26 protein-coding genes are annotated in these 23,166 nt (G+C 61.1%); 25 read left to right on the top strand and 1 reads right to left on the bottom strand.

Going from position 1 to position 23,166, the window contains the following annotated elements:
- Positions 1-89: 89 nt before the first annotated feature.
- The 7 genes from rplJ to ASD80_RS10865 all read left to right on the top strand — a co-directional run bounded on the left by rplJ (position 90) and on the right by ASD80_RS10865 (position 11,099).
- Positions 90-611, top strand: a complete 522-nt coding sequence (rplJ, locus tag ASD80_RS10835; RefSeq protein ID WP_056232604.1) for a 50S ribosomal protein L10 — start codon at positions 90-92, stop codon at positions 609-611.
- A gap of 71 nt (positions 612-682) precedes the next feature.
- A complete protein-coding gene (gene rplL, locus ASD80_RS10840; protein WP_056232605.1) occupies positions 683-1,057 on the top strand; it encodes a 50S ribosomal protein L7/L12 in 375 nt (124 codons plus the stop codon).
- A 350-nt stretch (positions 1,058-1,407) separates the two neighbouring features.
- A complete protein-coding gene (gene rpoB, locus ASD80_RS10845; protein WP_056232607.1) occupies positions 1,408-5,550 on the top strand; it encodes a DNA-directed RNA polymerase subunit beta in 4,143 nt (1,380 codons plus the stop codon).
- 78 nt (positions 5,551-5,628) lie between these two features.
- Positions 5,629-9,813, top strand: a complete 4,185-nt coding sequence (gene rpoC, locus ASD80_RS10850) for a DNA-directed RNA polymerase subunit beta' (protein ID WP_056232609.1) — start codon at positions 5,629-5,631, stop codon at positions 9,811-9,813.
- A gap of 125 nt (positions 9,814-9,938) precedes the next feature.
- Positions 9,939-10,382, top strand: a complete 444-nt coding sequence (locus ASD80_RS10855) for a YdeI/OmpD-associated family protein (protein WP_056232611.1) — start codon at positions 9,939-9,941, stop codon at positions 10,380-10,382.
- A gap of 179 nt (positions 10,383-10,561) precedes the next feature.
- Positions 10,562-10,828 carry a BrnT family toxin gene (locus ASD80_RS10860; RefSeq protein WP_056232612.1) on the top strand — a complete coding sequence of 89 codons (267 nt, stop codon included), beginning with the start codon at positions 10,562-10,564 and terminating at the stop codon, positions 10,826-10,828.
- Entirely contained in the window at positions 10,809-11,099 is a 291-nt protein-coding gene (locus ASD80_RS10865) for a BrnA antitoxin family protein (protein WP_056232614.1), read from the top strand. The genes ASD80_RS10860 and ASD80_RS10865 overlap by 20 nt, the downstream gene beginning before the upstream one ends.
- Positions 11,100-11,478: 379 nt before the next feature.
- Here ASD80_RS10865 and ASD80_RS10870 read toward each other — a convergent pair whose 3' ends face one another.
- Positions 11,479-11,946 (bottom strand): YbjN domain-containing protein, encoded by a 468-nt coding sequence (locus ASD80_RS10870; protein ID WP_056232616.1) that lies wholly within the window; start codon positions 11,944-11,946, stop codon positions 11,479-11,481.
- Positions 11,947-12,466: 520 nt separating this feature from the next.
- Here ASD80_RS10870 and rpsL point away from each other — a divergent pair.
- The 18 genes from rpsL (at position 12,467) to rplE (ending at position 23,136) form a co-directional block, all read left to right on the top strand.
- Positions 12,467-12,838: a 30S ribosomal protein S12 gene (gene rpsL / locus ASD80_RS10875; protein ID WP_056232618.1), complete on the top strand. Its 372-nt coding sequence runs from the start codon at positions 12,467-12,469 to the stop codon at positions 12,836-12,838.
- Positions 12,839-12,850: 12 nt separating this feature from the next.
- Complete coding sequence (gene rpsG / locus ASD80_RS10880; RefSeq protein ID WP_056232623.1) at positions 12,851-13,321, top strand: 30S ribosomal protein S7; 471 nt, start codon at positions 12,851-12,853, stop codon at positions 13,319-13,321.
- Positions 13,322-13,333: 12 nt separating this feature from the next.
- On the top strand, positions 13,334-15,424 hold the full coding sequence (gene fusA, locus ASD80_RS10885; protein WP_056232624.1) for an elongation factor G: 2,091 nt from the start codon (positions 13,334-13,336) through the stop codon (positions 15,422-15,424).
- A gap of 54 nt (positions 15,425-15,478) precedes the next feature.
- Positions 15,479-16,669, top strand: coding sequence for an elongation factor Tu (gene tuf / locus ASD80_RS10890; RefSeq protein ID WP_056232626.1), 1,191 nt, complete (start codon positions 15,479-15,481; stop codon positions 16,667-16,669).
- 68 nt (positions 16,670-16,737) lie between these two features.
- Positions 16,738-17,046 carry a 30S ribosomal protein S10 gene (gene rpsJ / locus ASD80_RS10895; protein ID WP_056232628.1) on the top strand — a complete coding sequence of 103 codons (309 nt, stop codon included), beginning with the start codon at positions 16,738-16,740 and terminating at the stop codon, positions 17,044-17,046.
- Positions 17,047-17,130: 84 nt separating this feature from the next.
- A complete protein-coding gene (rplC, locus tag ASD80_RS10900; RefSeq protein ID WP_056232629.1) occupies positions 17,131-17,832 on the top strand; it encodes a 50S ribosomal protein L3 in 702 nt (233 codons plus the stop codon).
- Positions 17,833-18,453, top strand: a complete 621-nt coding sequence (gene rplD / locus ASD80_RS10905; protein ID WP_056232631.1) for a 50S ribosomal protein L4 — start codon at positions 17,833-17,835, stop codon at positions 18,451-18,453.
- The gene (locus tag ASD80_RS10910) at positions 18,450-18,743 is read left to right on the top strand and encodes a 50S ribosomal protein L23 (protein ID WP_056232633.1); all 294 of its coding nucleotides are present in this window, start codon (positions 18,450-18,452) and stop codon (positions 18,741-18,743) included. The genes rplD and ASD80_RS10910 overlap by 4 nt, the downstream gene beginning before the upstream one ends.
- A gap of 18 nt (positions 18,744-18,761) precedes the next feature.
- A complete protein-coding gene (gene rplB, locus ASD80_RS10915; protein WP_056232635.1) occupies positions 18,762-19,601 on the top strand; it encodes a 50S ribosomal protein L2 in 840 nt (279 codons plus the stop codon).
- 3 nt (positions 19,602-19,604) lie between these two features.
- Positions 19,605-19,883, top strand: coding sequence for a 30S ribosomal protein S19 (rpsS, locus tag ASD80_RS10920; protein ID WP_056232637.1), 279 nt, complete (start codon positions 19,605-19,607; stop codon positions 19,881-19,883).
- A 1-nt stretch (position 19,884) separates the two neighbouring features.
- Entirely contained in the window at positions 19,885-20,265 is a 381-nt protein-coding gene (rplV, locus tag ASD80_RS10925) for a 50S ribosomal protein L22 (RefSeq protein ID WP_056232639.1), read from the top strand.
- Positions 20,265-21,005, top strand: a complete 741-nt coding sequence (gene rpsC / locus ASD80_RS10930; RefSeq protein ID WP_056232641.1) for a 30S ribosomal protein S3 — start codon at positions 20,265-20,267, stop codon at positions 21,003-21,005. The genes rplV and rpsC overlap by 1 nt, the downstream gene beginning before the upstream one ends.
- A gap of 15 nt (positions 21,006-21,020) precedes the next feature.
- Positions 21,021-21,434, top strand: coding sequence for a 50S ribosomal protein L16 (gene rplP, locus ASD80_RS10935; protein WP_056232643.1), 414 nt, complete (start codon positions 21,021-21,023; stop codon positions 21,432-21,434).
- Positions 21,435-21,445: 11 nt separating this feature from the next.
- A complete protein-coding gene (rpmC, locus tag ASD80_RS10940) occupies positions 21,446-21,640 on the top strand; it encodes a 50S ribosomal protein L29 (protein ID WP_056232645.1) in 195 nt (64 codons plus the stop codon).
- A 12-nt stretch (positions 21,641-21,652) separates the two neighbouring features.
- The gene (rpsQ, locus tag ASD80_RS10945; protein WP_056232647.1) at positions 21,653-21,910 is read left to right on the top strand and encodes a 30S ribosomal protein S17; all 258 of its coding nucleotides are present in this window, start codon (positions 21,653-21,655) and stop codon (positions 21,908-21,910) included.
- Positions 21,907-22,275, top strand: a complete 369-nt coding sequence (rplN, locus tag ASD80_RS10950) for a 50S ribosomal protein L14 (protein WP_056232649.1) — start codon at positions 21,907-21,909, stop codon at positions 22,273-22,275. Before rpsQ ends, rplN begins: the two co-directional genes overlap by 4 nt.
- Positions 22,275-22,586 (top strand): 50S ribosomal protein L24, encoded by a 312-nt coding sequence (gene rplX / locus ASD80_RS10955; protein WP_035102637.1) that lies wholly within the window; start codon positions 22,275-22,277, stop codon positions 22,584-22,586. Before rplN ends, rplX begins: the two co-directional genes overlap by 1 nt.
- Positions 22,579-23,136 (top strand): 50S ribosomal protein L5, encoded by a 558-nt coding sequence (gene rplE / locus ASD80_RS10960; RefSeq protein ID WP_056232651.1) that lies wholly within the window; start codon positions 22,579-22,581, stop codon positions 23,134-23,136. The genes rplX and rplE overlap by 8 nt, the downstream gene beginning before the upstream one ends.
- Positions 23,137-23,166: the final 30 nt, after the last annotated feature.

Below are 23,166 nucleotides of genomic sequence, written 5' to 3' on the forward strand. Positions count from 1 at the left end.
CGTTGCTCCTCTCCTTTCTCCGGAGGGTAGGGGGCAGCAATTGGCAATGGCCCGGCCGACTATCGCCGGGCTCAATGTGGAGACTAGCAGTGGAAAGAGCGGAAAAGCGTGAGCTTGTCGCATCGCTTCAGTCAGCCCTCTCGGGCGCTGGATCGATCGTCCTCGCGCAGAACACCGGTCTGACCGTGGCCAATCTGGAATCGCTTCGCCGTGAGGTGAAGGGTGCCGGTGGCTATGTGAAGATCGCGAAGAACCGTCTTGCCAAGCTTGCTCTGAAAGACACCGACCACGCCGACATTTCGGGCCTGTTCACCGGCCCGATCGTCATCGCTTATGCGGAAGACCCCATGACTGCGCCGAAGATTGCGGCGAAGTTTGCTGAAAAGAACGCGAAATACGTCGTTCTTGGTGGCGTGATGGGCAAGACCGCTCTTGACGCGAATAACGTCAAGGCGCTGGCGACCATGCCGTCGCTCAACGAACTGCGCGCAACGCTCGCCGGGATGCTCAAGCAGCCCGCGACCCGTATCGCGTCGGTCATCGTGGCGCCGGCTGGTGGTATCGCGCGCGTGTTGGCCGCTCATGCGGAACAGAGCAACAAAGCAGCGTAACCCCATGGTCCCGGTTCTTTATGGAATGTGGGACTGGTTTGAACTGAACACCTGAAAGAGAGATTTATCAAATGGCCGATCTCGCCAAAATTGTTGACGACCTGTCTGCCCTGACCGTTCTGGAAGCCTCCGAACTGTCGAAGATGCTGGAAGAAAAGTGGGGCGTTTCCGCCGCCGCTCCGGTTGCCGTTGCCGCCGCTGGTGGCGCTGCCCCGGCCGCTGCCGCTGAAGAAAAGACCGAATTCGACGTGATCCTCGCCTCGTTCGGCGACAACAAGATCAACGTCATCAAGGAAGTCCGCGCCATCACCGGCCTGGGTCTGGGCGAAGCCAAGGCTCTGGTCGAGGCCGCTCCGAAGGCCGTCAAGGAAGGTGTCAACAAGGCTGAAGCCGAAGACATCAAGAAGAAGCTGGAAGACGCCGGCGCCAAGGTCGAATTCAAGTAATTTCGACTTTTGCCTTGAAATCTGCGAAATGGCGCTCTATGTGCCATTTCGCATTCTCGTTTTCACGGGATGATTCGCCGGACCGATTGGATGGGTCCCTGGCGCCAATTTGCGGAATATATGACGATTTCGATGTCTGAGGCACGCTGACGTCCACGTTGCCCTATGGTTCTTCGACCATGGGGTGTTTGGCGTTTTCTGCCGTCCTTCCCTTGGCTTGGGAAGATTTACAGGCGTCGCTGAGCCCGAAACAACTGCCTATCAAGGGCATATATCCCGAGACCCGACGGCTGATAGTCGGATCTTTGGATATCTGCCTCCGAGACAAATCGCTAGATAGAGGAGCCCTCATGGCTACCACGTTCAACGGCCGCCGCAAGGTTCGCAAGTCCTTCGGTTCCATTCGCGAAGTCACGGAGTTGCCCAACCTGATCGAGGTCCAGAAGGCCTCCTATGATCAGTTCCTCCTCGTGGACGAGCCCAAGGGTGGCCGTCCCGACGAAGGGCTACAGTCCGTCTTCCGTTCGGTTTTCCCGATCACCGACTTTTCGAACACGGCATCTCTCGAATTCGTGAAGTACGAATTCGAGCAGCCCAAATACGACATCGACGAGTGCCGTGCGCGCGACATCACGTTCGCTGCCCCGCTCAAGGTGACGCTGCGGCTGATCGTGTTCGAGGTGGACGAGGAAACCGGCGCCCGCTCGGTCAAGGATATCAAGGAGCAGGACGTCTATATGGGCGACATGCCCTTCATGACGTCGAACGGCACCTTCATCGTCAACGGCACCGAGCGCGTCATCGTTTCGCAGATGCACCGCTCGCCGGGCGTGTTCTTCGACCACGACAAGGGCAAGACCCATTCGTCGGGCAAGCTGCTGTTTGCCGGCCGCATCATTCCGTACCGCGGGTCGTGGCTCGATATCGAGTTCGACGCCAAGGACGTGGTGTTTGCCCGTATCGATCGTCGCCGCAAGATTCCGGTCACCAGCCTGCTCAAGGCGCTTGGCATGGATGCCGAGGAAATCCTGAGCACGTATTACAACACCCTGCAGTACGAAAAGACCGACAAGGGCTGGCGCGTTCCCTACGACGCCGAGAAGTGGAAGGGCGCCAAGCCGTCCCATGACCTTATCGACGCCAAGACCGGCGACGTCGTGCATGAAGGCGGCAAGAAGCTTTCGGCCCGCCAGGCCAAGAAGCTCAGCGAAAACGGCCTGACGCACCTGCTGGCGGTCAATGAAGACCTCTATGGCATGTATGTCGCCGAGGACCTGATCAACATGAAGACCGGCGAGGTCTACATGGAGGCAGGCGACGAGTTCGACGAGAAGACCCTGACCAAGATGCTCGATCTCGGCTTCGACGAACTGCCGATCCTCGATATCGACCACATCACCATCGGCGCCTATCTGCGCAACACCCTGGCCGTGGACAAGAACGAGACGCGTGAAGACGCGCTGTTCGACATCTATCGCGTTATGCGCCCCGGCGAGCCGCCGACCGTCGATACCGCCGAAGCCATGTTCCAGTCGCTGTTCTTCGACAGCGAGCGCTATGACCTCAGCGCCGTGGGCCGCGTCAAGATGAACATGCGCCTCGAACTCGACGCGCCCGACACCATGCGCACGCTGCGCAAGGAAGATATCGTGGAAGTCGTCCGCACGCTGGTCGACCTGCGCGATGGGCGCGGCGAGATCGACGACATCGACAATCTCGGCAACCGTCGCGTCCGGTCGGTGGGCGAACTGATGGAGAATTCCTATCGCCTTGGCCTGCTCCGCATGGAACGCGCCATCAAGGAGCGCATGAGCTCGGTCGAGATCGACACGGTGATGCCGCAGGACCTGATCAACGCCAAGCCGGCGGCCGCCGCTGTGCGTGAGTTCTTCGGTTCCAGCCAGCTCAGCCAGTTCATGGACCAGACCAATCCGCTGTCGGAAATCACCCACAAGCGTCGCCTGTCGGCGCTGGGGCCGGGTGGTCTCACCCGTGAGCGCGCGGGTTTTGAAGTCCGCGACGTGCATCCGACCCACTATGGCCGCATCTGCCCGATCGAGACGCCGGAAGGCCCCAATATCGGCCTGATCAACAACCTGGCCACCTATGCCCGCGTCAACAAGTACGGCTTCATCGAGACCCCGTATCGCAAGATCGTGGACGGCGTGCTGACCAATGACGTGGTCTATCTCTCCGCCATGGAAGAGGCCAAGCACTACGTCGCCCAGGCCGATGCGCGGTTCAACAAGGACGGCACGCTGCAGGACGATCTGGTGGTGGCGCGCCATGCCGGCGATAACGGCCTGACGCCCAAGGAAAACGTCGATCTGATGGACGTTTCGCCCAAGCAGATGGTGTCGGTTGCCGCATCGCTGATCCCGTTCCTCGAGAATGACGACGCCAACCGCGCGCTGATGGGCTCCAACATGCAGAAGCAGGCTGTGCCGCTGCTGCGTGCGCATGCCCCGTTTGTCGGCACCGGCATGGAAGCCGTGGTGGCTCGTGACTCCGGCGCCGCCATTGTCGCCAAGCGCAAGGGCATCGTGGACCAGGTGGACGCCACCCGTATCGTCATTCGCGCAACGGAAGAAACCGATGCGTCGAAGTCGGGCGTGGATATCTACAACCTGATGAAGTTCCAGCGTTCCAACCAGTCGACCTGCATCAACCAGCGTCCGCTGGTCGTGGTGGGCGATCACGTCAATGCCGGGGACATCATCGCCGACGGTCCGTCGACCGAGCTGGGCGATCTGGCTCTGGGCCGCAACGTGCTCGTCGCGTTCATGCCGTGGAACGGCTACAACTTCGAAGACTCCATCCTGCTCAGCGAGAAGATCGCCATGCAGGACGTCTTCACCTCGATCCATATCGAGGAATATGAAGTGATGGCCCGCGACACCAAGCTCGGCCCCGAGGAAATCACCCGCGACATTCCGAACGTTTCGGAAGAAGCGCTGAAGAACCTCGACGAAGCCGGTATCGTGCATATCGGCGCCGAAGTGATGCCGGGCGATATCCTGGTCGGCAAGATCACCCCCAAGGGGGAATCGCCGATGACGCCGGAAGAAAAGCTCCTCCGCGCCATCTTCGGCGAGAAGGCCTCTGACGTTCGTGACACCTCCCTGCGCGTGCCGCCGGGCGATGCCGGTACCGTCGTTGAAGTGCGCGTGTTCAACCGCCACGGTATCGACAAGGACGAGCGCGCCATGGCCATCGAGCGCGAGGAAATCGAGCGCCTCGCCAAGGACCGTGACGACGAACAGTCGATCCTCGACCGTAACGTCTATGCGCGTCTCAAGGAGATGCTGTTCGGCAAGGCCGCTACGGCTGGCCCGAAGGGCTATGTCGTGGGCACCAAGCTCAACGACCAGATGTTCGAGGCGCAGCCTCGTTCGAAGTGGTGGCAGTTCGCGGTCGATGACGACAAGGTCATGACCGAGATGGAAGCGCTTCATGCCCAGTATGAAGAGAGCCGCCGTCTGCTCGAGCAGCGCTTCATCGACAAGGTGGACAAGCTGCAGCGCGGCGACGAACTTCCGCCGGGCGTGATGAAGATGGTCAAGGTCTTCATCGCCACCAAGCGCAAGATCCAGCCGGGCGACAAGATGGCCGGCCGTCACGGCAACAAGGGCGTGGTGTCGCGCATCGTGCCCGTCGAAGACATGCCGTATCTGGAAGACGGTACGTCGGTCGATATCGTGCTGAACCCGCTGGGCGTGCCTTCGCGCATGAATGTGGGCCAGATCCTCGAGACGCACCTGGGCTGGGCTTGCGCCGGCATGGGCAAGAAGATCGACGAGATGGTCCGCATCTATCAGCAGAAGGGCGACCTCAAGCCGCTCCGCAAGGAGATCGGCGAGCTGTTCGAGGGTGACGACACCGTCAGCGATCTGGACGACGATGGCCTGATCCGCCTCGGCGAACACCTCTCCAAGGGCGTGTCGATCGCGACCCCGGTGTTCGACGGCGCCAAGGAAGCCGATATCGTCGAGATGCTGGAACGCGCGGGTCTCAAGGGCTCTGGCCAGTCGACCGTCTATGACGGCCGTTCGGGCGAGCAGTTCGACCGGCAGGTGACGGTTGGGTATATCTATATGCTCAAGCTCGACCACCTGGTGGACAACAAGATCCACGCCCGTTCGATCGGTCCGTATTCGCTGGTCACCCAGCAGCCGCTCGGCGGCAAGGCCCAGTTCGGCGGTCAGCGCTTCGGCGAGATGGAAGTGTGGGCTCTCGAAGCCTATGGCGCGGCTTATACGCTCCAGGAAATGCTCACCATCAAGTCGGACGACGTGGCCGGCCGTACCAAGGTCTATGAAGCCATCGTGCGCGGCGACGACACGTTCGAAGCGGGCATCCCCGAGAGCTTCAACGTTCTGGTCAAGGAAATCCGTTCGCTCGGTCTCAATGTCGAACTCGACATGCGCGAGATCGAGGACGGCTCCGAAAAGGCCGAAGCGGAGCTCGCACCTCCTCAGGAAGCGGCGGAATAATCCGGCACTTTCTACCCCCATTCACTTCCTGAAGGAGCGGGCCCGATGGCCCCTCCGGATGGAAAGAGGAGAGAATTGATGAATCATCATTCCCACGTCATGGACCCGTTCAACCCGGCCGTTCCGGTGCAGACCTTCGACCAGATGAAGATCTCCATCGCGAGCCCGGAGAAAATCCTGAGCTGGTCGTACGGCGAGATCAAGAAGCCCGAGACCATCAACTACCGTACGTTCAAGCCCGAACGCGACGGCCTGTTCTGCGCGCGCATCTTTGGCCCCGTGAAGGACTATGAGTGCCTGTGCGGCAAGTACAAGCGCATGAAGTTCAAGGGCGTCATCTGCGAAAAGTGCGGTGTGGAAGTCACGCTGAGCCGCGTTCGCCGCGAGCGCATGGGCCATATCGAGCTGGCCGCACCGGTTGCGCACATCTGGTTCCTGAAGTCCCTGCCGTCCCGTATCGCGCTGCTGCTCGATATGACGCTGAAGGACATCGAGCGTATCCTGTATTTCGAGAACTATGTCGTGCTCGATGCGGGCCTGACGCCCTTCACCCAGCATGAGTTGCTGACCGAAGAGCAGTATCTCGATGCCCAGGACGAGTATGGCGCCGACAGCTTCACCGCCAAGATCGGCGCCGAAGCCATTCGCGACATCCTGCTTGCGCTCGATCTGGAAAAGATCGCGGCCGACCTGCGCGTGGAAATTGCTGAGTCCACCACGGAACTTAAGCCCAAGAAGCTCGCGAAGCGGTTGAAGATCGTCGAGCAGTTCATCGTTTCGGGCAACAAGCCCGAATGGATGATCATGACCGTCATTCCGGTCATTCCGCCCGAGCTGCGCCCGCTGGTGCCGCTGGATGGCGGCCGCTTTGCCACGTCCGATCTGAACGATCTCTATCGCCGCGTGATCAACCGCAACAACCGGTTGAAGCGCCTGATCGAGCTGCGTGCCCCGGACATCATCATCCGCAACGAAAAGCGCATGCTGCAGGAAGCCGTGGACGCGCTGTTCGACAACGGCCGCCGTGGTCGCACCATTACCGGTGCCAACAAGCGTCCGCTGAAGTCGCTCAGCGACATGCTCAAGGGCAAGCAGGGCCGGTTCCGCCAGAACCTGCTCGGCAAGCGCGTGGACTATTCGGGCCGTTCGGTCATCACCGTGGGCCCGAACCTCAAGCTGCATCAGTGCGGCCTGCCCAAGAAGATGGCACTTGAGCTGTTCAAGCCGTTCATCTACTCGCGCCTCGAAGCCAAGGGTTTCTCGTCGACCGTCAAGCAGGCCAAGAAGCTGGTCGAGAAGGAGAAGCCCGAGGTCTGGGATATCCTCGACGAGGTGATCCGCGAGCATCCGGTTCTGCTGAACCGCGCGCCGACGCTTCACCGCCTGGGCATCCAGGCCTTCGAGCCGATCCTGATCGAAGGCAAGGCCATCCGTCTGCACCCGCTCGTCTGCTCGGCCTTCAACGCCGACTTCGACGGTGACCAGATGGCCGTGCACGTTCCGCTGTCGCTCGAAGCGCAGCTGGAAGCGCGCGTGCTGATGATGTCGACCAACAACATCCTGCACCCTGCCAACGGCCAGCCGATCATCGTGCCGAGCCAGGATATCGTGCTGGGTCTCTACTACCTCTCGTTGATGAACGAGAAGGAGCCGGGCGAAGGCATGGCTTTCAGCTCGATCGCCGAGCTCGAGCATGCGCTCGACAACAAGGTCGTGACGCTGCACACCAAGATCAAAGGCCGCGTAACCTCGTTTGACGAGAACGGCAAGGAAACCACGGAAATCGTGGAAACCACGCCAGGCCGCATGCTGATCGGCCAGATCCTGCCCAAGCATCCGGCGGTGCCGTATGCGACGGCAAACCAGCTGATGACCAAGAAGATGATCTCCAAGATGATCGACACCGTGTATCGCGGTTGCGGCCAGAAGGAGACTGTCATTTTCTGTGACCGCGTCATGCAGCTCGGCTTCAAGAATGCCTGCGACGCCGGCATCTCGTTCGGCAAGGACGACATGGTTATCCCGGCCTCCAAGTATACGATCGTGGAAGCCGCGCGTAAGCAGGTCGAAGAGTTCGAGCAGCAGTACAATGACGGCCTGATCACCCAGGGCGAAAAGTACAACAAGGTGGTCGACGCCTGGGCCAAGTGCGGTGACAAGGTCGCCGAAGAGATGATGGACGCGATCCGCACGGTGCAGATCGACAAGGAGACCGGCCGTCAAAAGCCGATCAACTCCGTCTACATGATGAGCCACTCGGGCGCCCGCGGTTCGCCGGCGCAGATGAAGCAGCTTGCCGGCATGCGCGGCCTGATGGCCCGCCCTGACGGCTCGATCATCGAGACCCCGATCACGGCCAACTTCAAGGAAGGCCTCAACGTTCTCGAATACTTCAACTCCACCCACGGCGCCCGCAAGGGTCTGGCGGATACGGCGTTGAAGACCGCGAACTCGGGTTACCTGACGCGTCGTCTCGTCGATGTGGCGCAGGACGCGATCATCGTCTCGACCGATTGCGGCACCGATCGCGGCCTGACCATGGAGCCGATCGTCGATGCCGGCCAGATCGTGGCCTCCATCGGCCAGCGCGTGCTGGGCCGTACGGCTGCCGACGACATCTTCCACCCGTTGACCGGCGATCTGATCGCCGCCAAGGGCACGCTGCTGGAAGAAAAGCATGTCGACATCATCGAGGACGCCCGGATCCAGTCGATCCGCATCCGTTCGCCGCTGACCTGCGACATGCGCCAGGGCACCTGCGCGGCCTGCTATGGCCGTGACCTTGCTCGCGGTACCCCGGTGAACATGGGTGAAGCTGTCGGCGTCATTGCCGCGCAGTCGATCGGTGAACCCGGTACCCAGCTCACCATGCGTACGTTCCATATCGGTGGCACGGCGCAGGTGGTCGACAGCTCGTTCCTGGAAGCCGGCGCGGAAGGCAAGATCGCCATCCGCAATCCGAACCTGGCCAAGGTCGAGGGCGGCAAGCTGGTGGTCATGGCTCGTAACGTGTCGCTCGCCATTCTCGATGCCGACGGCAAGGAACGGGCCACCCACAAGGTGACCTATGGTTCCAAGCTCCTGGTCAAGGAAGGCGATGAGGTTCGTCGTGGCCAGCGCCTGGCCGAATGGGACCCCTATACCCGTCCGGTTCTCGCCGAAGTCGAGGGCGAGGTCGTGTTCGAGGATATGGTCGACGGTGCTTCCGTTGCGGAAAACACCGACGAGGCGACCGGCTTCACCAAGCGCGTGGTCATCGACTGGCGCGGCAACCAGCGTGGCGAAGGGCTCAAGCCCGCACTTGCCATTGCGCGTGGCGGCGTGGTGCAGAAGGTGGACCGTGGCGGCGACGCCCGTTACCTGCTCTCGGTTGACGCGGTCATCGCGGTCGAGCCGGGCGAGAAGGTATCGCCGGGCGACGTGCTGGCCCGTATTCCGCTGGAAAGCGCCAAGACCAAGGACATCACCGGCGGTCTGCCGCGGGTGGCCGAGCTGTTCGAAGCCCGTCGTCCGAAGGATCACGCCATCATCGCCGAGATCGATGGCACCATCCGCTTCGGCCGCGACTACAAGAACAAGCGTCGCGTCATCATCGAGCCGACCGAGGACGGTGGCGATCCGGTCGAGTACCTGATCCCGAAGGGCAAGCCGTTCCACCTGCAGGAAGGCGACGCCATCGAGAAGGGTGAGTACATCCTCGACGGCAACCCGGCACCGCATGACATCCTGGCCATCAAGGGCGTGGAGGAGCTTGCGCGCTACCTCGTCAATGAAATCCAGGAGGTCTATCGCCTGCAGGGCGTGCTGATCAACGACAAGCATATCGAGGTGATCGTTCGCCAGATGCTGCAGAAGGTCGAGATCGTGGATCCAGGCGATACCGGCCTGCTCAAGGACGAGCAGCTCGACAAGCTGGACTTCGACGAGCTCAACGACAGCCTCGTTGCCGATGGCAAGAAGCCGGCGACCGCCAATCCGGTGCTGCTCGGCATCACCAAGGCGTCGCTGCAGACGCGGTCGTTCATCTCGGCTGCCTCGTTCCAGGAAACCACCCGCGTCCTTACGGAAGCGGCGGTTTCCGGCAAGGCCGACCTGCTCGAAGGCCTCAAGGAAAACGTCATCGTCGGCCGCTTGATCCCGGCGGGTACCGGCGCCGGCATTTCCTCGGCCAAGCTGATCGCGTCCAAGCGCGACGACCTGATCCTGGACGAACGCCGCCGCCAGGCGTCGACCGTGCAGATCCCGGCGCCCGCCGCCGAGTAAGTGTCGTCAGTCATGTGAATGGGGAAGGGGCCTTCGGGCCCCTTTTCTTTTGCCCGCTTGCTGGCGGTCGTTTTCTTGCAGGCTCGCTCGTCGTCACTTACGAATGAGCACGAGGAGCATGCGCCATGAAATTCAAGACAACGATCCTGCAGACGGGCAACAATACCGGCATCGAGGTTCCGCCCGAGGTGGTCGAGGGGCTGGGCGGCGGCAAGAAGCCGGCGGTGGCGGTGACCGTCGGCAGCTACAGCTATCGCTCGTCGATTGCGGTGATGGGCGGCAAGTTCCTGATTCCGCTCAGCGCCGAGCGCCGTGCCGAATCCGGCATCAAGGGCGGCGATGCGGTCGAAGTGGAGCTAACGCTCGACACCACGCCGCGCGAAGTGGTCGTGCCGGAGGACCTCGACGCCGCAATGGCCGGGGATGCCGTGGCCAAGGCGTTTTTCGAGACGCTGTCCTACAGCAACAAGCTGCGCCATGTGCTGTCGATCACCGACGCCAAGACGCCGGAGACACGGCAGAGGCGGGTCGACAAGGCGATGGAGATGCTGCGGGCGGGCAAGAAGTGATGATTTTTAGGGAGTCATTCCCGCGAAAGGGGGCTCGGTTGGCGATGTGGCGAGGAAACGGAGGTTCCCGCTGATCAGCCAACTCCAATAGAAAAGGCCCGCTTAGGTGGGCCTGAAAGGATTTCTTTCTGTATATACAATTTTCTTGACGCTTTGCTCTGAAAATTGTATATACGATTATGGAAATCGAATTCGACCCCGCCAAGGACGCAGTGAACATCGCCAAGCATGGCGTATCGCTTTCCCGCGCTGCCGATCTCGAAATCCTCGCGTTCATCGAAGATGATCGCAACGAGTACGGCGAAGTTCGCTACCGCGCTTGGGGCCTGATCGATGGCAAGAGTTATTGCCTCGCTTTTACCCATCGCAATGGCGCTGTCCGCGCTATCAGCCTTCGCCGAGCTCACAGAAAGGAGATGGATCGCTATGCCCCGCAGGATCAGTGACAAGGAAATCCGCGCCGCACAGGAGCCGGAAGCCTTCGACCATGACAACCCGGAGTGGACCGAGGCTGATTTCAAACGAGCAAAACCCGCCAGTTCGCTACCCGCCGACATTTTGAAGGCATTCCCTCGAACGCGCGGCCCACAGGCTGCACCTAAAAAAGTGCCTATCTCGATACGCCTCACCCCAGAAGTGGTGGAACGGTTCAAGGCTGATGGGCCTGGCTGGCAGTCTAGAATTGACGAAGCGCTCAAGAAGGCTGTCGGGCTTTAGCTCGCGAGAGCTAGAGCATCCCCGGCCCTGCCTGTTGCAGGTTCTCGGATCGTCTTTCTTCCCGCCACCGAACACCGCCTGCCACATGTCCTGCTTGCCAGAGAAGCCCACTAGAATGGCGTTCACGTCTGCCGCCAACGCCTGCTCCTCGCTCCATCCCAGCGCAATCCTGGCCAGCCGGTTATAGAAGGCATCGATGGCGATTACTTCGGAGTTCCCGCTTTCGCGGGAATGACATCGTGGCGATTGAGGAGAATGCCGGCCCCGCCATCGTCATCACCCGGCTTCTCCGGGTGATCCATTTCTCAGCGCGGGGGCATGGATTGCCCGGACAGGCCGGGTAATGACGGTTGAGACCGGGTGAGATGGGCCAGGAAACCTAGTTATAGCCGACATGCTCGGCGAACTGACCGACGACCATGGCCCAGAGGCCGAACTGGGAATCGAGGTATTCGGCGGTCACGCCCTTGACCAGGTCGAGGTCCATTTCGACGCAGGCGTCGTCGTCCTGGTCGATATAGGCGCGGCTGAAGCGCTTGTTGTAGTTCCAGTCGTTGATCACTTCCAGCGTCGGCTTGAGATCGAGGAAGCCGAGATAGAAATTAAGATCCTCGCAATCGGCATTGTTGGTGCAGTTGCGGAAATAGATCTGGTAGGTGATGCCCTCGATCTTGCCGGTGATCTGGGGATCGCCGTTGCTCTGGGTGGTCAGCGTCGCGGCGCCATAGCCGCGCGCGGCATTGAGGATTTCGCTGGTATCGGCGCCGGTCAGCAGGGGCTGGGCGAAACCGGAGGAGGTCAGCATGAGCGCGATGGCGCTGCCGGCAATCATGGAACTGAGCTTCATCGTATTCTCCCCTGGAACCCCGAGCATCGTGATGCCTCGATCCTACACAATTCGCCGCTGGGGAGAAGCGGCACGTTCAGGATCGATATTGGGCGGGGAAGGGTGCCGCTTTTCCCATGCACCACTGCAAAAGCATTGCAAGTCCGTGCATGGCTCCCGCGCGGTTTTTTCACGAAAGAATCCTTGACGGGAGGGAGAGTCGGCTCTAAACAGCGCCTACCTAAGCGGTCGGTCGTGAATGTCACACCGGGTTCCTGCCATCTTGCGCGGGCATCCAGGACACTCAAACACACTGTCGGGTAACTAGACGAAGCAAATCCTTGTGCGCATGACTGCCCGGTTCATGGGTGGTCCGCTGCAATTAAGGCGCCGCCGTTCCCCTAGTCGGGTCGGGCGAGCGCCGTTTTGGTTTGCTTTTCTAGACCGCGCAGGAGCGCTTCCGGCTTCGGAAGGGCGACTAACAAGAACTTAGGGGCCGCTTATCGGCGGCACCGAAATTTTGGACGATGGAAAGAGCGCAATGCCCACCATTAATCAGCTGATCCGCAAACCACGCGCCAGCAAGCCAAAGCGGAACAAGGTTCCGGCAATGGAAGCAAATCCGCAGAAGCGCGGCGTTTGCTCACGTGTTTATACGACGACCCCGAAGAAGCCGAACTCGGCGCTGCGCAAGGTTGCCAAGGTTCGCCTGACCAATCAGCGCGAAGTCATTTCGTATATTCCGGGTGAAGGCCRCAACCTGCAGGAGCACTCCGTGGTCCTGATCCGTGGCGGCCGCGTTCGCGACCTTCCGGGCGTTCGCTACCACGTGCTCCGCGGCGTTCTCGACACGCAGAGCGTCAAGGACCGCAAGCAGCGCCGGTCGAAGTACGGCGCGAAGCGTCCGAAGTAAGGAGATAGAGTCATGTCCCGTCGCCACCGCGCAGAGAAGCGTGACGTTATCCCGGACGCAAAGTTCGGCGATCTCGTCCTTACCAAGTTCATGAACTCCCTGATGAAGGACGGCAAGAAGTCGGCCGCCGAAAGCATCGTCTATGGTGCCTTCGATATCGTCGAGGCCAAGGTCAAGCAGAACCCCGTCGAGGTGTTCCACACGGCCCTGGAAAACATCCGCCCGTCGGTCGAAGTGCGTTCGCGCCGCGTTGGCGGTGCCACGTATCAGGTTCCGGTTGAAGTCCGTGCCGATCGTCAGCAGGCCCTGGCCATTCGCTGGCTGATCGAATCCGCCCGCAAGCGCGGCGAGAACACCATGCGCGAGCGCCTTTCCGGCGAGCTCATGGATGCGCTCAATGGCCGTGGCCAGGCCGTCAAGAAACGCGAAGACACGCACCGTATGGCTGACGCCAACCGTGCCTTCTCGCACTACCGCTGGTAGTAGGAGCGCCCCATGGCACGCGAATATCCGATCAATCTCTATCGCAACTTCGGCATCATGGCTCACATCGATGCTGGCAAGACGACCACGACCGAACGCATCCTCTACTACACCGGCAAGTCCCACAAGATCGGCGAAGTCCATGACGGCGCCGCGACCATGGACTGGATGGAGCAGGAACAGGAACGCGGCATCACCATCACGTCCGCTGCCACTACGACCTTCTGGAAGGATCGCAATGGCACCATGCACCGCTTCAACATCATCGACACCCCCGGCCACGTCGACTTCACCATCGAAGTCGAACGTTCGCTGCGCGTGCTCGACGGTGCGGTTGCCCTGCTGGACGCCAATGCCGGTGTCGAGCCCCAGACCGAAACCGTCTGGCGCCAGGCCGACAAGTACGAAGTTCCCCGTCTCATCTTCGTCAACAAGATGGACAAGATCGGCGCCGATTTCTATCGCTGCGTCGAGATGATCGGTACGCGCCTCGGCGCCAAGGCCGTTCCCGTCCAGTTGCCGATCGGTGCCGAGAGCGAGTTCAAGGGCGTCGTCGACCTGATCGAGATGAATGCCCTGGTCTGGCGCAATGAAGAACTGGGCGCCCAGTGGGACGTTGTCGAAATTCCGGAAGACCTCAAGGACAAGGCCGCGAAGTATCGCGAGCAGATGATCGAGGCTGCCGTCGAACTCGATGACGATGCGATGGAAGCGTATCTGAACGGCGACATGCCGAACAACGACACCATCCGTCGCCTGCTGCGCCGCGGCACGATCGACACCAAGTTCTTCCTGGTGTTCGCCGGCTCGGCCTTCAAGAACAAGGGCGTGCAGCCCCTGCTCAACGGCGTTATCGACTTCCTGCCGTCGCCCGGCGACGTTCCGGCAATCCAGGGCATCGATGCCCGTACGGAAGAGCCGATCGAGCGTCATGCCGACGACAACGAGCCGCTGGCCATGCTGGCCTTCAAGATCGCCAACGACCCGCATATGGGCACGCTGACCTTCTGCCGCATCTACTCGGGCAAGCTCGAGCAGGGCATGATGCTCGAGAACACCGTCAAGGAAAAGCGCGAACGCGTGGGTCGTCTGTTCCAGATGCACTCCAACAGCCGCGAGCAGATCACGGAAGCCTTTGCCGGCGACATCGTGGCTATCGTGGGCCTCAAGGATACCACCACCGGTGATACCCTGTGCCCGCAGAATGCCCAGGTCATCCTTGAACGCATGATCTTCCCCGAGCCGGTTATCGACATCTCGGTGGAACCCAAGTCCAAGGCCGACCAGGAAAAGATGGGCCTCGCGCTCAACCGCCTGGCCGCCGAAGATCCGACGTTCCGCGTCAAGACCGACGAAGAATCCGGCCAGACCATTATTTCGGGCATGGGCGAGCTTCACCTCGACATCCTCGTCGACCGCATGCGTCGCGAGTTCAAGGTCGAGGCCAATATCGGCCAGCCGCAGGTGGCGTATCGCGAAACCATCACCAAGTCGGCCAATGTGGACTATACCCACAAGAAGCAGTCGGGCGGTTCGGGCCAGTTCGCCCGCGTCAAGCTGACCGTGGAGCCGTCGGAAGTCGGCAAGGGTCTTGAATTCGTCAATGCCGTCGTTGGCGGCTCGGTGCCGAAGGAATATATCCCCGGCGTCGAAAAGGGCGTGAAGTCGGTCATGTCGGCCGGTCCGCTGATCGGGTTCCCGATCGTGGACGTCAAGGTGACGCTGACCGAAGGCGCCTACCATGACGTGGACTCTTCGGTTCTGGCCTTCGAAATCGCCGGTCGTGCGGGCTTCAACGAAGCTCTGCGCAAGGCGGCTCCGAAGATCCTCGAGCCGATCATGAAGGTTGAAGTTGTCACGCCCGAAGATTACATGGGCGACGTCATCGGCGACCTGAACTCGCGTCGTGGTCAGATTCACGGCACCGAAGGTCGTGGTGTCCTCCAGGTCGTGAATGCCTATGTGCCGCTCGCGAACATGTTCGGCTACGTGAACAGCCTGCGCTCGATGAGCCAGGGCCGTGCACAGTATTCGATGACGTTCGATCACTACGAGCAGGTGCCGCAGGCGGTCGCCGACGAAGTCCAGGCCAAGTACGCCTAAACAATAAACTGAAACGCAAGGTTGGCCTCAGGCTAACGAATACGGAGAGAAACGATGGGTAAGGAAAAGTTTTCCCGCTCTAAGCCTCACTGCAACATCGGTACCATCGGTCACGTCGACCATGGCAAGACCTCGCTGACCGCAGCGATCACCAAGGTCCTGGCTGAAGCCGGCGGCGCTCAGTTCAAGGACTATGCGTCGATCGACAGCGCGCCGGAAGAGAAGGCACGCGGCATCACCATCAACACCTCGCATGTCGAGTATGAGACGGCCAACCGTCACTACGCACACGTCGACTGCCCCGGCCACGCCGACTATGTGAAGAACATGATCACCGGCGCTGCCCAGATGGACGGCGCGATCCTGGTCGTGTCGGCTGCCGACGGCCCGATGCCCCAGACCCGTGAGCACATCCTGCTCGCCCGCCAGGTTGGCGTGCCGGCGCTGGTCGTGTTCCTGAACAAGTGCGACATGGTCGACGATCCGGAACTGCTCGAACTCGTCGAGCTGGAAGTCCGTGAACTGCTGAGCTCCTACGAATTCCCGGGCGACGACGTTCCGATCATCAAGGGCTCGGCTCTCGCCGCTCTCGAAGATTCGGACAAGAAGCTCGGCCATGACGCCGTTCTCGAGCTGATGGCTGCCGTCGACTCGTACATCCCGCAGCCGGAACGCCCGGTTGACCAGCCGTTCCTGCTCCCGATCGAAGACGTGTTCTCGATCTCGGGCCGCGGCACCGTGGTCACCGGCCGTGTCGAACGCGGTATCGTCAAGGTTGGCGAAGAAGTCGAAATCGTCGGCATCAAGGCGACCCAGAAGACCACCGTTACCGGTGTCGAAATGTTCCGCAAGCTGCTCGACTCGGGCCAGGCCGGCGACAATATCGGCGCGCTGATCCGTGGTATCGACCGCACGCAGGTTGAGCGCGGCCAGGTTCTCTGCAAGCCCGGCTCCGTGACCCCGCACACCGACTTCACCGCTGAAGTCTATATCCTGACCAAGGAAGAAGGCGGTCGCCACACCCCGTTCTTCGGCAACTATCGTCCCCAGTTCTACTTCCGCACGACGGACGTGACGGGCATCGTGACGCTGCCGGAAGGCACCGAAATGGTCATGCCGGGCGACAACCTGAACATCAACGTTCAGCTCATCGTGCCGATCGCCATGGAAGAGAAGCTCCGCTTCGCTATCCGTGAAGGTGGCCGTACCGTCGGTTCGGGCGTCGTCGCGACGATCCTGAAGTAAGCCTTACTGAGACATTCGCGGCGCGCGAAACGGCGCGCCGCGATCCATTTTCGCCAGGATTTACAAAGATGAACGGTCAGAATATTCGCATCCGCCTCAAGGCGTTTGACCATCGCGTTCTCGACGCTTCGACGCGCGAGATCGTGTCGACGGCCAAGCGTACGGGCGCGCAGGTTCGCGGCCCGATCCCGCTGCCGACGCGAATCGACAAGTTTACCGTCAACCGCTCGCCCCATATCGACAAGAAGTCGCGCGAGCAGTTCGAGATCCGGACTCACAAGCGTCTCCTCGACATTGTGGACCCGACTCCCCAGACGGTCGACGCACTGATGAAGCTCGATCTTGCCGCCGGCGTCGACGTCGAAATCAAGCTCTGAGCTAACGAGTTTTCCGCGCGTATCAAACAAAGGGTCCTCTGAAACCATGACCCGGTACAGCGCCAAGAGAGAAGGTAATAACCGATGCGTTCTGGATTGATCGCACAGAAGCTGGGCATGACCCGCATTTTCGCCGAGGACGGCTCGCACGTCCCGGTGACGGTGCTGGGCCTGCAGAACTGCCAGGTGGTGGGCCAGCGGACCGCTGACAAGGATGGCTACGTCGCCCTGCAGCTTGGCGCTGGCCAGGCCAAGGCGAAGAACACGACCAAGGCCGAGCGCGGCCAGTTCGCCGTTGCCAAGGTCGAGCCGAAGCGCCACGTCGCGGAATTCCGCGTCGATGAAGCCAACCTCATCGAGGTCGGCGCGCAGCTTCAGGCTGACCATTTCCTCGAAGGCCAGCTGGTGGATGTCACCGGCACTTCGATCGGCAAGGGCTTTGCCGGCGGCATGAAGCGCTGGAACTTCGGCGGCCTGCGTGCAACGCACGGCGTGTCGGTTTCGCACCGCTCGATCGGTTCTACCGGTGGTCGTCAGGACCCCGGCAAGACCTTCAAGAACAAGAAGATGCCGGGCCATATGGGCGATCGTCGCATCACCACGCAGAACGTCAAGGTCGTCAAGACCGACGTGGAACGTGGCCTGATCATGATCCAGGGTTCGGTTCCCGGCGCCAAGGGCGCCTGGATCATGATCAAGGACGCGGTGAAGAAGCCAGCCCCCAAGGGCGCTGCCTTCCCGGGCTCGTTCAAGGCCGCCGCCGAAGTCGCGGGGGAAGGTAACTAAATGGAACTCAAGGTCACAACCCTCGACGGCAAGGCCGCTGGCTCGATCCAGCTCGCCGACGACGTCTTCGGTCTGGAAGTCCGCCAGGACATCCTGCACCGCATGGTTCGCTACCAGCAGCTCAAGGCGATGGCCGGCACGCATGACGTGAAGCATCGTTCGGAAGGCACGCGCACGGGCAAGAAGTTCGTGAAGCAGAAGGGCTCGGGCGGCGCTCGCCATGGCGATCGCAAGGCTCCGCAGTTCCGTGGTGGCGGTCGTGCATTCGGTCCGACCCCGCGCAGCCATGCCATCGACCTTCCCAAGAAGGTCCGCGCCCTGGCGCTGAAGCATGCTTTGTCGTCCAAGGCCAAGTCGGGCTCGCTGATCGTCGTCGACAGCGTGTCGCAGAAGGAAGCCAAGACCGCCGGTCTGCTGGCCACCTTCGGCAAGCTGGCCTGGACCAACGCGCTGATCATCGATGGTGCGGCGGTGGACCAGAACTTCGCTCTGTCCGCGCGCAACATCCCGCATATCGACGTGCTGCCGGTGCAGGGGATCAACGTTGTGTCGATCCTCAAGCGCGACAAGCTCGTCCTGACCAAGGCAGCGCTCGAAGCGCTGGAAGCGAGGTTCGCATGAACAAGCTCAGCGCTTACGACATCATCCGCAACCCCGTCGTGACTGAAAAGTCGACGATGGCGTCGGAAGCAAACCAGGTCGTTTTCGACGTGGCGATCGATGCCAACAAGACCGATATCAAGACTGCCGTCGAGCAGCTCTTCTCGGTCAAGGTCAAGGCAGTGAACACCCTGGTCCGCAAGGGCAAGGTGAAGCGCTTCCGTGGCAAGATCGGCACGCGCAACGACGTCAAGAAGGCGATCGTGACCCTCGTCGACGGCCAGTCGATCGATATTTCGACCGGCCTCTAAGGGAAGAGACAGAACAAAATGGCTCTGAAATATTACAATCCCACCTCCGAAGGCCGCCGTCAGCTCGTGACGACCGATCGTTCGGAACTGTGGAAGGGCAAGCCGGTCAAGACCCTGACCGAAGGCCTCAGCAAGTCCGGTGGTCGCAACAATCGCGGTCGCATCACCACGTTCCATCGTGGTGGCGGTCACAAGCGCACCTATCGCCTGATCGACTTCAAGCGCGTCAAGTTCGACGTCGTCGGTACGGTCGAGCGCCTGGAATATGATCCAAACCGTACGGCCTGGATCGCCCTGGTGAAGTACGAAGACGGCGAGCTCGCCTATATCGTGGCTCCCCAGCGTCTTTCGGCCGGCGACAAGGTCATCTCGTCGATGAATGCCGTCGACGTGAAGCCGGGCAATGCGATGCCGCTGGAACGCATGCCGGTCGGTACGATCGTCCACAATATCGAGCTGAAGCCCCGCAAGGGCGGCCAGGTCGCCCGTTCGGCTGGTGCCTATGCCCAGTATGTCGGTCGCGACCAGGGCTGGGCGATCCTTCGCCTCAACTCGGGCGAGCAGCGCCGTGTCCACGGTTCGTGCCTCGCCACTGTCGGCGCCGTGTCGAACCAGGATCACTCCAACACCTCGCTCGGCAAGGCCGGTCGGTCCCGTTGGCTGGGCCGCAAGCCCGTCAACCGCGGCGTGACCATGAACCCGATCGATCACCCGCATGGTGGTGGTGAAGGCCGTACCTCGGGTGGCCGTCATCCGGTGACCCCGTGGGGCAAGCCGACCAAGGGTAAGAAGACCCGCAGCAACAAGGCGACGGACAAGTTCATCGTTCGCAGCCGTCACGTGAAGAAGGGCAGGTAAGCCATGACCCGTTCAATCTGGAAGGGGCCGTTCGTCGACGGCTACATGCTCAAGAAGGCCGAGAAGGCCCTCGCATCCGGCCGCAGCGACGTGGTCAAGATCTGGAGCCGCCGTTCGACCATCCTGCCGCAGTTCGTCGGCATCACCTTCGGTGTTCACAACGGCCAGAAGCACGTTCCGGTCAACGTCACCGAAGACATGATCGGCCACAAGTTCGGCGAGTTCGCCCCGACCCGTACCTATTACGGTCACGCGGCCGACAAGAAGGCCAAGAGGAAGTAAGATGGGCAAGCCAAAAACCCAGCGCGCGCTCAAGGACAACGAGGCCAAGGCTGTGCTGCGCATGCTGCGCATCAGCCCGCAGAAGCTCAACCTTCTGGCCCAGTTGATCCGCGGCAAGAAGGTCGAGAAGGCTCTGGCCGAACTCGAATTCAGCCACAAGCGCATTTCCGGCCAGGTCAAGAAGGTGCTCGAGAGCGCCATTGCCAATGCCGAGAACAACCATGGCCTCGACACCGACGCTCTCGTCGTTGCGGAAGCCTTTGTTGGTAATTCGCTTGTCATGAAGCGTTTCACCGCTCGTGGCCGTGGCCGTTCGTCGCGCATCGAAAAGCCGTTTGCGCATCTGACGATCATCGTCCGGCAAGTTGAGGAGGCCGCATAATGGGCCAGAAGATCAATCCAATCGGCTTCCGCCTCGGCATCAACCGCACGTGGGACAGCCGCTGGTTCGCCAACAAGGGCGAATACGGCACGCTGCTTCAGGAAGACCTGAAGATCCGCACGATGCTGCTGGAAGACCTCAAGGCCGCCGCGGTGTCCAAGATCGTCATCGAGCGTCCGCACCGCAAGTGCCGCGTGTCGATCCATACGGCCCGGCCGGGCATCGTGATCGGCAAGAAGGGCGCTGACATCGACAAGATCCGCGCCAAGGTGAAGAAGTTCACCGACAGCGAAGTGCACATCAACATCGTTGAAGTGCGCAAGCCGGAGACCGATGCGACGCTGGTTGCCCAGGGCATTGCCCAGCAGCTCGAACGCCGCGTGGCTTTCCGCCGTGCCATGAAGCGCGCCGTGCAGACGGCGATCCGCATGGGCGCCGGCGGCATCCGCGTCAATGTTGGCGGCCGTCTCGGTGGTGCCGACATCGCGCGTACCGAATGGTACCGCGAAGGTCGCGTTCCGCTGCACACGCTGCGCGCTGATATCGACTACGGCACTGCCGAAGCCGAAACCACGTATGGCATCATCGGTATCAAGGTCTGGGTCTTCAAGGGCGAAGTCCTCGAGCACGATCCCACCGCTCATGAGCGTCGCGCCACCGAAGGCGCGGATCAGGGTGGCCAGCGCGCTGAACGCGAACCGCGCCGTGAGCGCGGCGACCGTGACCGCGAACGCGCATAAGAAGGTTAGTTCATTATGCTGCAACCTAAGAAGACCAAGTTCCGCAAGGCGCATAAGGGCCGCATCCATGGCGTTGCCAAGGGTGGTACGGACCTCGCTTTCGGCCAGTATGCCCTCAAGGCAACCGAACCCGAGCGCGTCACCGCTCGCCAGATCGAAGCGGCCCGCCGCGCGATCACCCGCGAGATGAAGCGCCAGGGCCGTGTGTGGATCCGCATTTTCCCGGACGTGCCGGTTTCCAAGAAGCCGACCGAAGTGCGTATGGGTAAGGGCAAGGGCTCGGTGGAATACTGGGCGGCCCGCGTCAAGCCCGGCCGCATCGTATTCGAAATCGACGGCGTCCCCGAGGACGTTGCCAAGGAAGCCCTGCGCCTCGGCGCCATGAAGCTTCCGATCATGACGCGGGTTGTCACCCGCATTGCCGACTAAGGACAACGAGCATGAAAGCCAGTGATGTGCGGGCCAAGACCGCAGACGAACTGAAGGATCAGCTCGTCGACCTCAAGAAAGAACAGTTCAACCTGCGTTTCCAGCGCGCTACCCAGCAGTTGGAAAAGCCCGCCCAGGTCAAGAAGGTCCGCCGCGATATCGCGCGGATCAAGACGATCCTCGGCGAAAAGAACGCAGCGAAGTAAGGAGCCGCGACCATGCCAAAGCGCGTTTTGCAGGGGACTGTGGTCTCCGACGCCAATGATAAGACGGTCGTGGTGCGCGTCGAGCGCCGCTTCACGCATCCGGTGATGAAGAAGACCGTGCGCCGGTCCAAGAAGTACCATGCTCACGACGAGGCCAATGTGGCCAAGGTGGGCCAGGTGGTCTGGATCGAAGAATGTGCTCCGATCTCCAAGAACAAGCGCTGGACGCTGGTTGTTGGCGCGGCCCAGCAGGAAGGCGCAACGTCATGATCCAGATGCAGTCCAATCTCGATGTCGCCGACAATTCCGGCGCCAAGCGGGTCATGTGCATCAAGGTACTGGGCGGTTCGCACCGCAAGTATGCCTCGATCGGCGACATCATCGTCGTGTCGGTCAAGGATGCCATTCCGCGCGGCCGCGTCAAGAAGGGCCAGGTCATGAAGGCCGTGGTGGTTCGCACCGCCTACGACATTCGCCGCCCCGATGGCACCGTCATCCGCTTCGACAAGAACGCCGCGGTTCTGATCAACAATCAGAAAGAGCCGATCGGCACTCGTATCTTCGGGCCGGTTCCGCGCGAGCTTCGCGCCAAGAACCACATGAAGATCATTTCGCTCGCACCCGAGGTGCTGTAATGGCTGCCAAGATCAAGAAGGGCGATAAGGTCGTCGTCCTGGCTGGCAAGGACAAAGGCAAAACCGGCCAGGTCCTGTCGGTCATCCCGACTGAAACCAAGGCGCTTGTCCAGGGCATCAACCTGGTCCGCCGCCACACCAAGCAGACCGCGTCGACCGATGCCGGCATCTTCACCAAGGAAGCGCCGATCCACCTGTCGAACCTCGCGATCGCCGACAAGGATGGCAAGCCCAGCCGCGTCGGTTTCCAGATCAAGGACGGCGTGAAGACGCGCGTCGCCAAGTCGACCGGAGATTCGATCGATGGCTGAGACAGCTTACGTTCCGCGTCTTCGTACCGAGTACGAAGGCAATATCCGCAAGGCCTTGCAGGAGCAGTTCTCCTACAAGAACGTCATGCAGTTGCCCAAGCTCGAGAAGATCGTGCTGAACATCGGGGTTGGCGAAGCGGTAAACGACACCAAGAAGGTGAAGACTGCTGCTGCCGAGCTCGAGAAGATTGCCGGCCAGAAGCCGGTCATCACCTACGCTCGCAAGTCGATCGCCGGCTTCAAGGTGCGCGAAAACATGCCGCTCGGTGTGAAGGTTACCCTTCGCTCCATCCGCATGTACGAGTTCCTTGACCGTCTGGTGAACGTGGCGCTGCCGCGCGTTCGCGACTTCCGCGGGCTGAACCCGAACTCCTTCGACGGTCGTGGCAACTACGCCATGGGTATCAAGGAACACATCATTTTCCCCGAAATCAACTACGATCAGATCGATCAGGTTTGGGGCATGGACATCGTGATCACCACGACCGCGAAGTCCGATGATGAAGCTCGCGCGCTGCTCAAGGCATTCAACTTCCCCTTCCGCCAGTAAGCGGACAGGGAAGGGAAAAAGGATCAGGAC

It is taken from the genome of Devosia sp. Root635, from assembly GCF_001427605.1.
In the GTDB taxonomy this organism is placed as follows: Bacteria; Pseudomonadota; Alphaproteobacteria; order Rhizobiales; family Devosiaceae; genus Devosia.

Excerpts from the sequence above, each read along its gene's own strand:
- rpsJ (WP_056232628.1), top strand. The coding sequence starts at position 16,738 with ATGAACGGTCAGAATATTCGCATCCGCCTCAAGGCGTTTGACCATCGC.
- rpsQ (WP_056232647.1), top strand. The coding sequence starts at position 21,653 with ATGCCAAAGCGCGTTTTGCAGGGGACTGTGGTCTCCGACGCCAATGAT.
- ASD80_RS10865 (WP_056232614.1), top strand. The coding sequence starts at position 10,809 with ATGCCCCGCAGGATCAGTGACAAGGAAATCCGCGCCGCACAGGAGCCG.
- rplN (WP_056232649.1), top strand. The coding sequence starts at position 21,907 with ATGATCCAGATGCAGTCCAATCTCGATGTCGCCGACAATTCCGGCGCC.
- rplD (WP_056232631.1), top strand. The coding sequence starts at position 17,833 with ATGGAACTCAAGGTCACAACCCTCGACGGCAAGGCCGCTGGCTCGATC.
- ASD80_RS10860 (WP_056232612.1), top strand. The coding sequence starts at position 10,562 with ATGGAAATCGAATTCGACCCCGCCAAGGACGCAGTGAACATCGCCAAG.
- rpoB (WP_056232607.1), top strand. The coding sequence starts at position 1,408 with ATGGCTACCACGTTCAACGGCCGCCGCAAGGTTCGCAAGTCCTTCGGT.
- ASD80_RS10855 (WP_056232611.1), top strand. The coding sequence starts at position 9,939 with ATGAAATTCAAGACAACGATCCTGCAGACGGGCAACAATACCGGCATC.
- rplC (WP_056232629.1), top strand. The coding sequence starts at position 17,131 with ATGCGTTCTGGATTGATCGCACAGAAGCTGGGCATGACCCGCATTTTC.
- rplE (WP_056232651.1), top strand. The coding sequence starts at position 22,579 with ATGGCTGAGACAGCTTACGTTCCGCGTCTTCGTACCGAGTACGAAGGC.
- rplP (WP_056232643.1), top strand. The coding sequence starts at position 21,021 with ATGCTGCAACCTAAGAAGACCAAGTTCCGCAAGGCGCATAAGGGCCGC.
- rplV (WP_056232639.1), top strand. The coding sequence starts at position 19,885 with ATGGGCAAGCCAAAAACCCAGCGCGCGCTCAAGGACAACGAGGCCAAG.
- ASD80_RS10870 (WP_056232616.1), bottom strand. The coding sequence starts at position 11,946 with ATGAAGCTCAGTTCCATGATTGCCGGCAGCGCCATCGCGCTCATGCTG.
- rplB (WP_056232635.1), top strand. The coding sequence starts at position 18,762 with ATGGCTCTGAAATATTACAATCCCACCTCCGAAGGCCGCCGTCAGCTC.
- fusA (WP_056232624.1), top strand. The coding sequence starts at position 13,334 with ATGGCACGCGAATATCCGATCAATCTCTATCGCAACTTCGGCATCATG.
- ASD80_RS10910 (WP_056232633.1), top strand. The coding sequence starts at position 18,450 with ATGAACAAGCTCAGCGCTTACGACATCATCCGCAACCCCGTCGTGACT.
- rpsC (WP_056232641.1), top strand. The coding sequence starts at position 20,265 with ATGGGCCAGAAGATCAATCCAATCGGCTTCCGCCTCGGCATCAACCGC.
- rpoC (WP_056232609.1), top strand. The coding sequence starts at position 5,629 with ATGAATCATCATTCCCACGTCATGGACCCGTTCAACCCGGCCGTTCCG.
- rplL (WP_056232605.1), top strand. The coding sequence starts at position 683 with ATGGCCGATCTCGCCAAAATTGTTGACGACCTGTCTGCCCTGACCGTT.
- tuf (WP_056232626.1), top strand. The coding sequence starts at position 15,479 with ATGGGTAAGGAAAAGTTTTCCCGCTCTAAGCCTCACTGCAACATCGGT.
- rpsG (WP_056232623.1), top strand. The coding sequence starts at position 12,851 with ATGTCCCGTCGCCACCGCGCAGAGAAGCGTGACGTTATCCCGGACGCA.
- rpmC (WP_056232645.1), top strand. The coding sequence starts at position 21,446 with ATGAAAGCCAGTGATGTGCGGGCCAAGACCGCAGACGAACTGAAGGAT.
- rpsS (WP_056232637.1), top strand. The coding sequence starts at position 19,605 with ATGACCCGTTCAATCTGGAAGGGGCCGTTCGTCGACGGCTACATGCTC.
- rplX (WP_035102637.1), top strand. The coding sequence starts at position 22,275 with ATGGCTGCCAAGATCAAGAAGGGCGATAAGGTCGTCGTCCTGGCTGGC.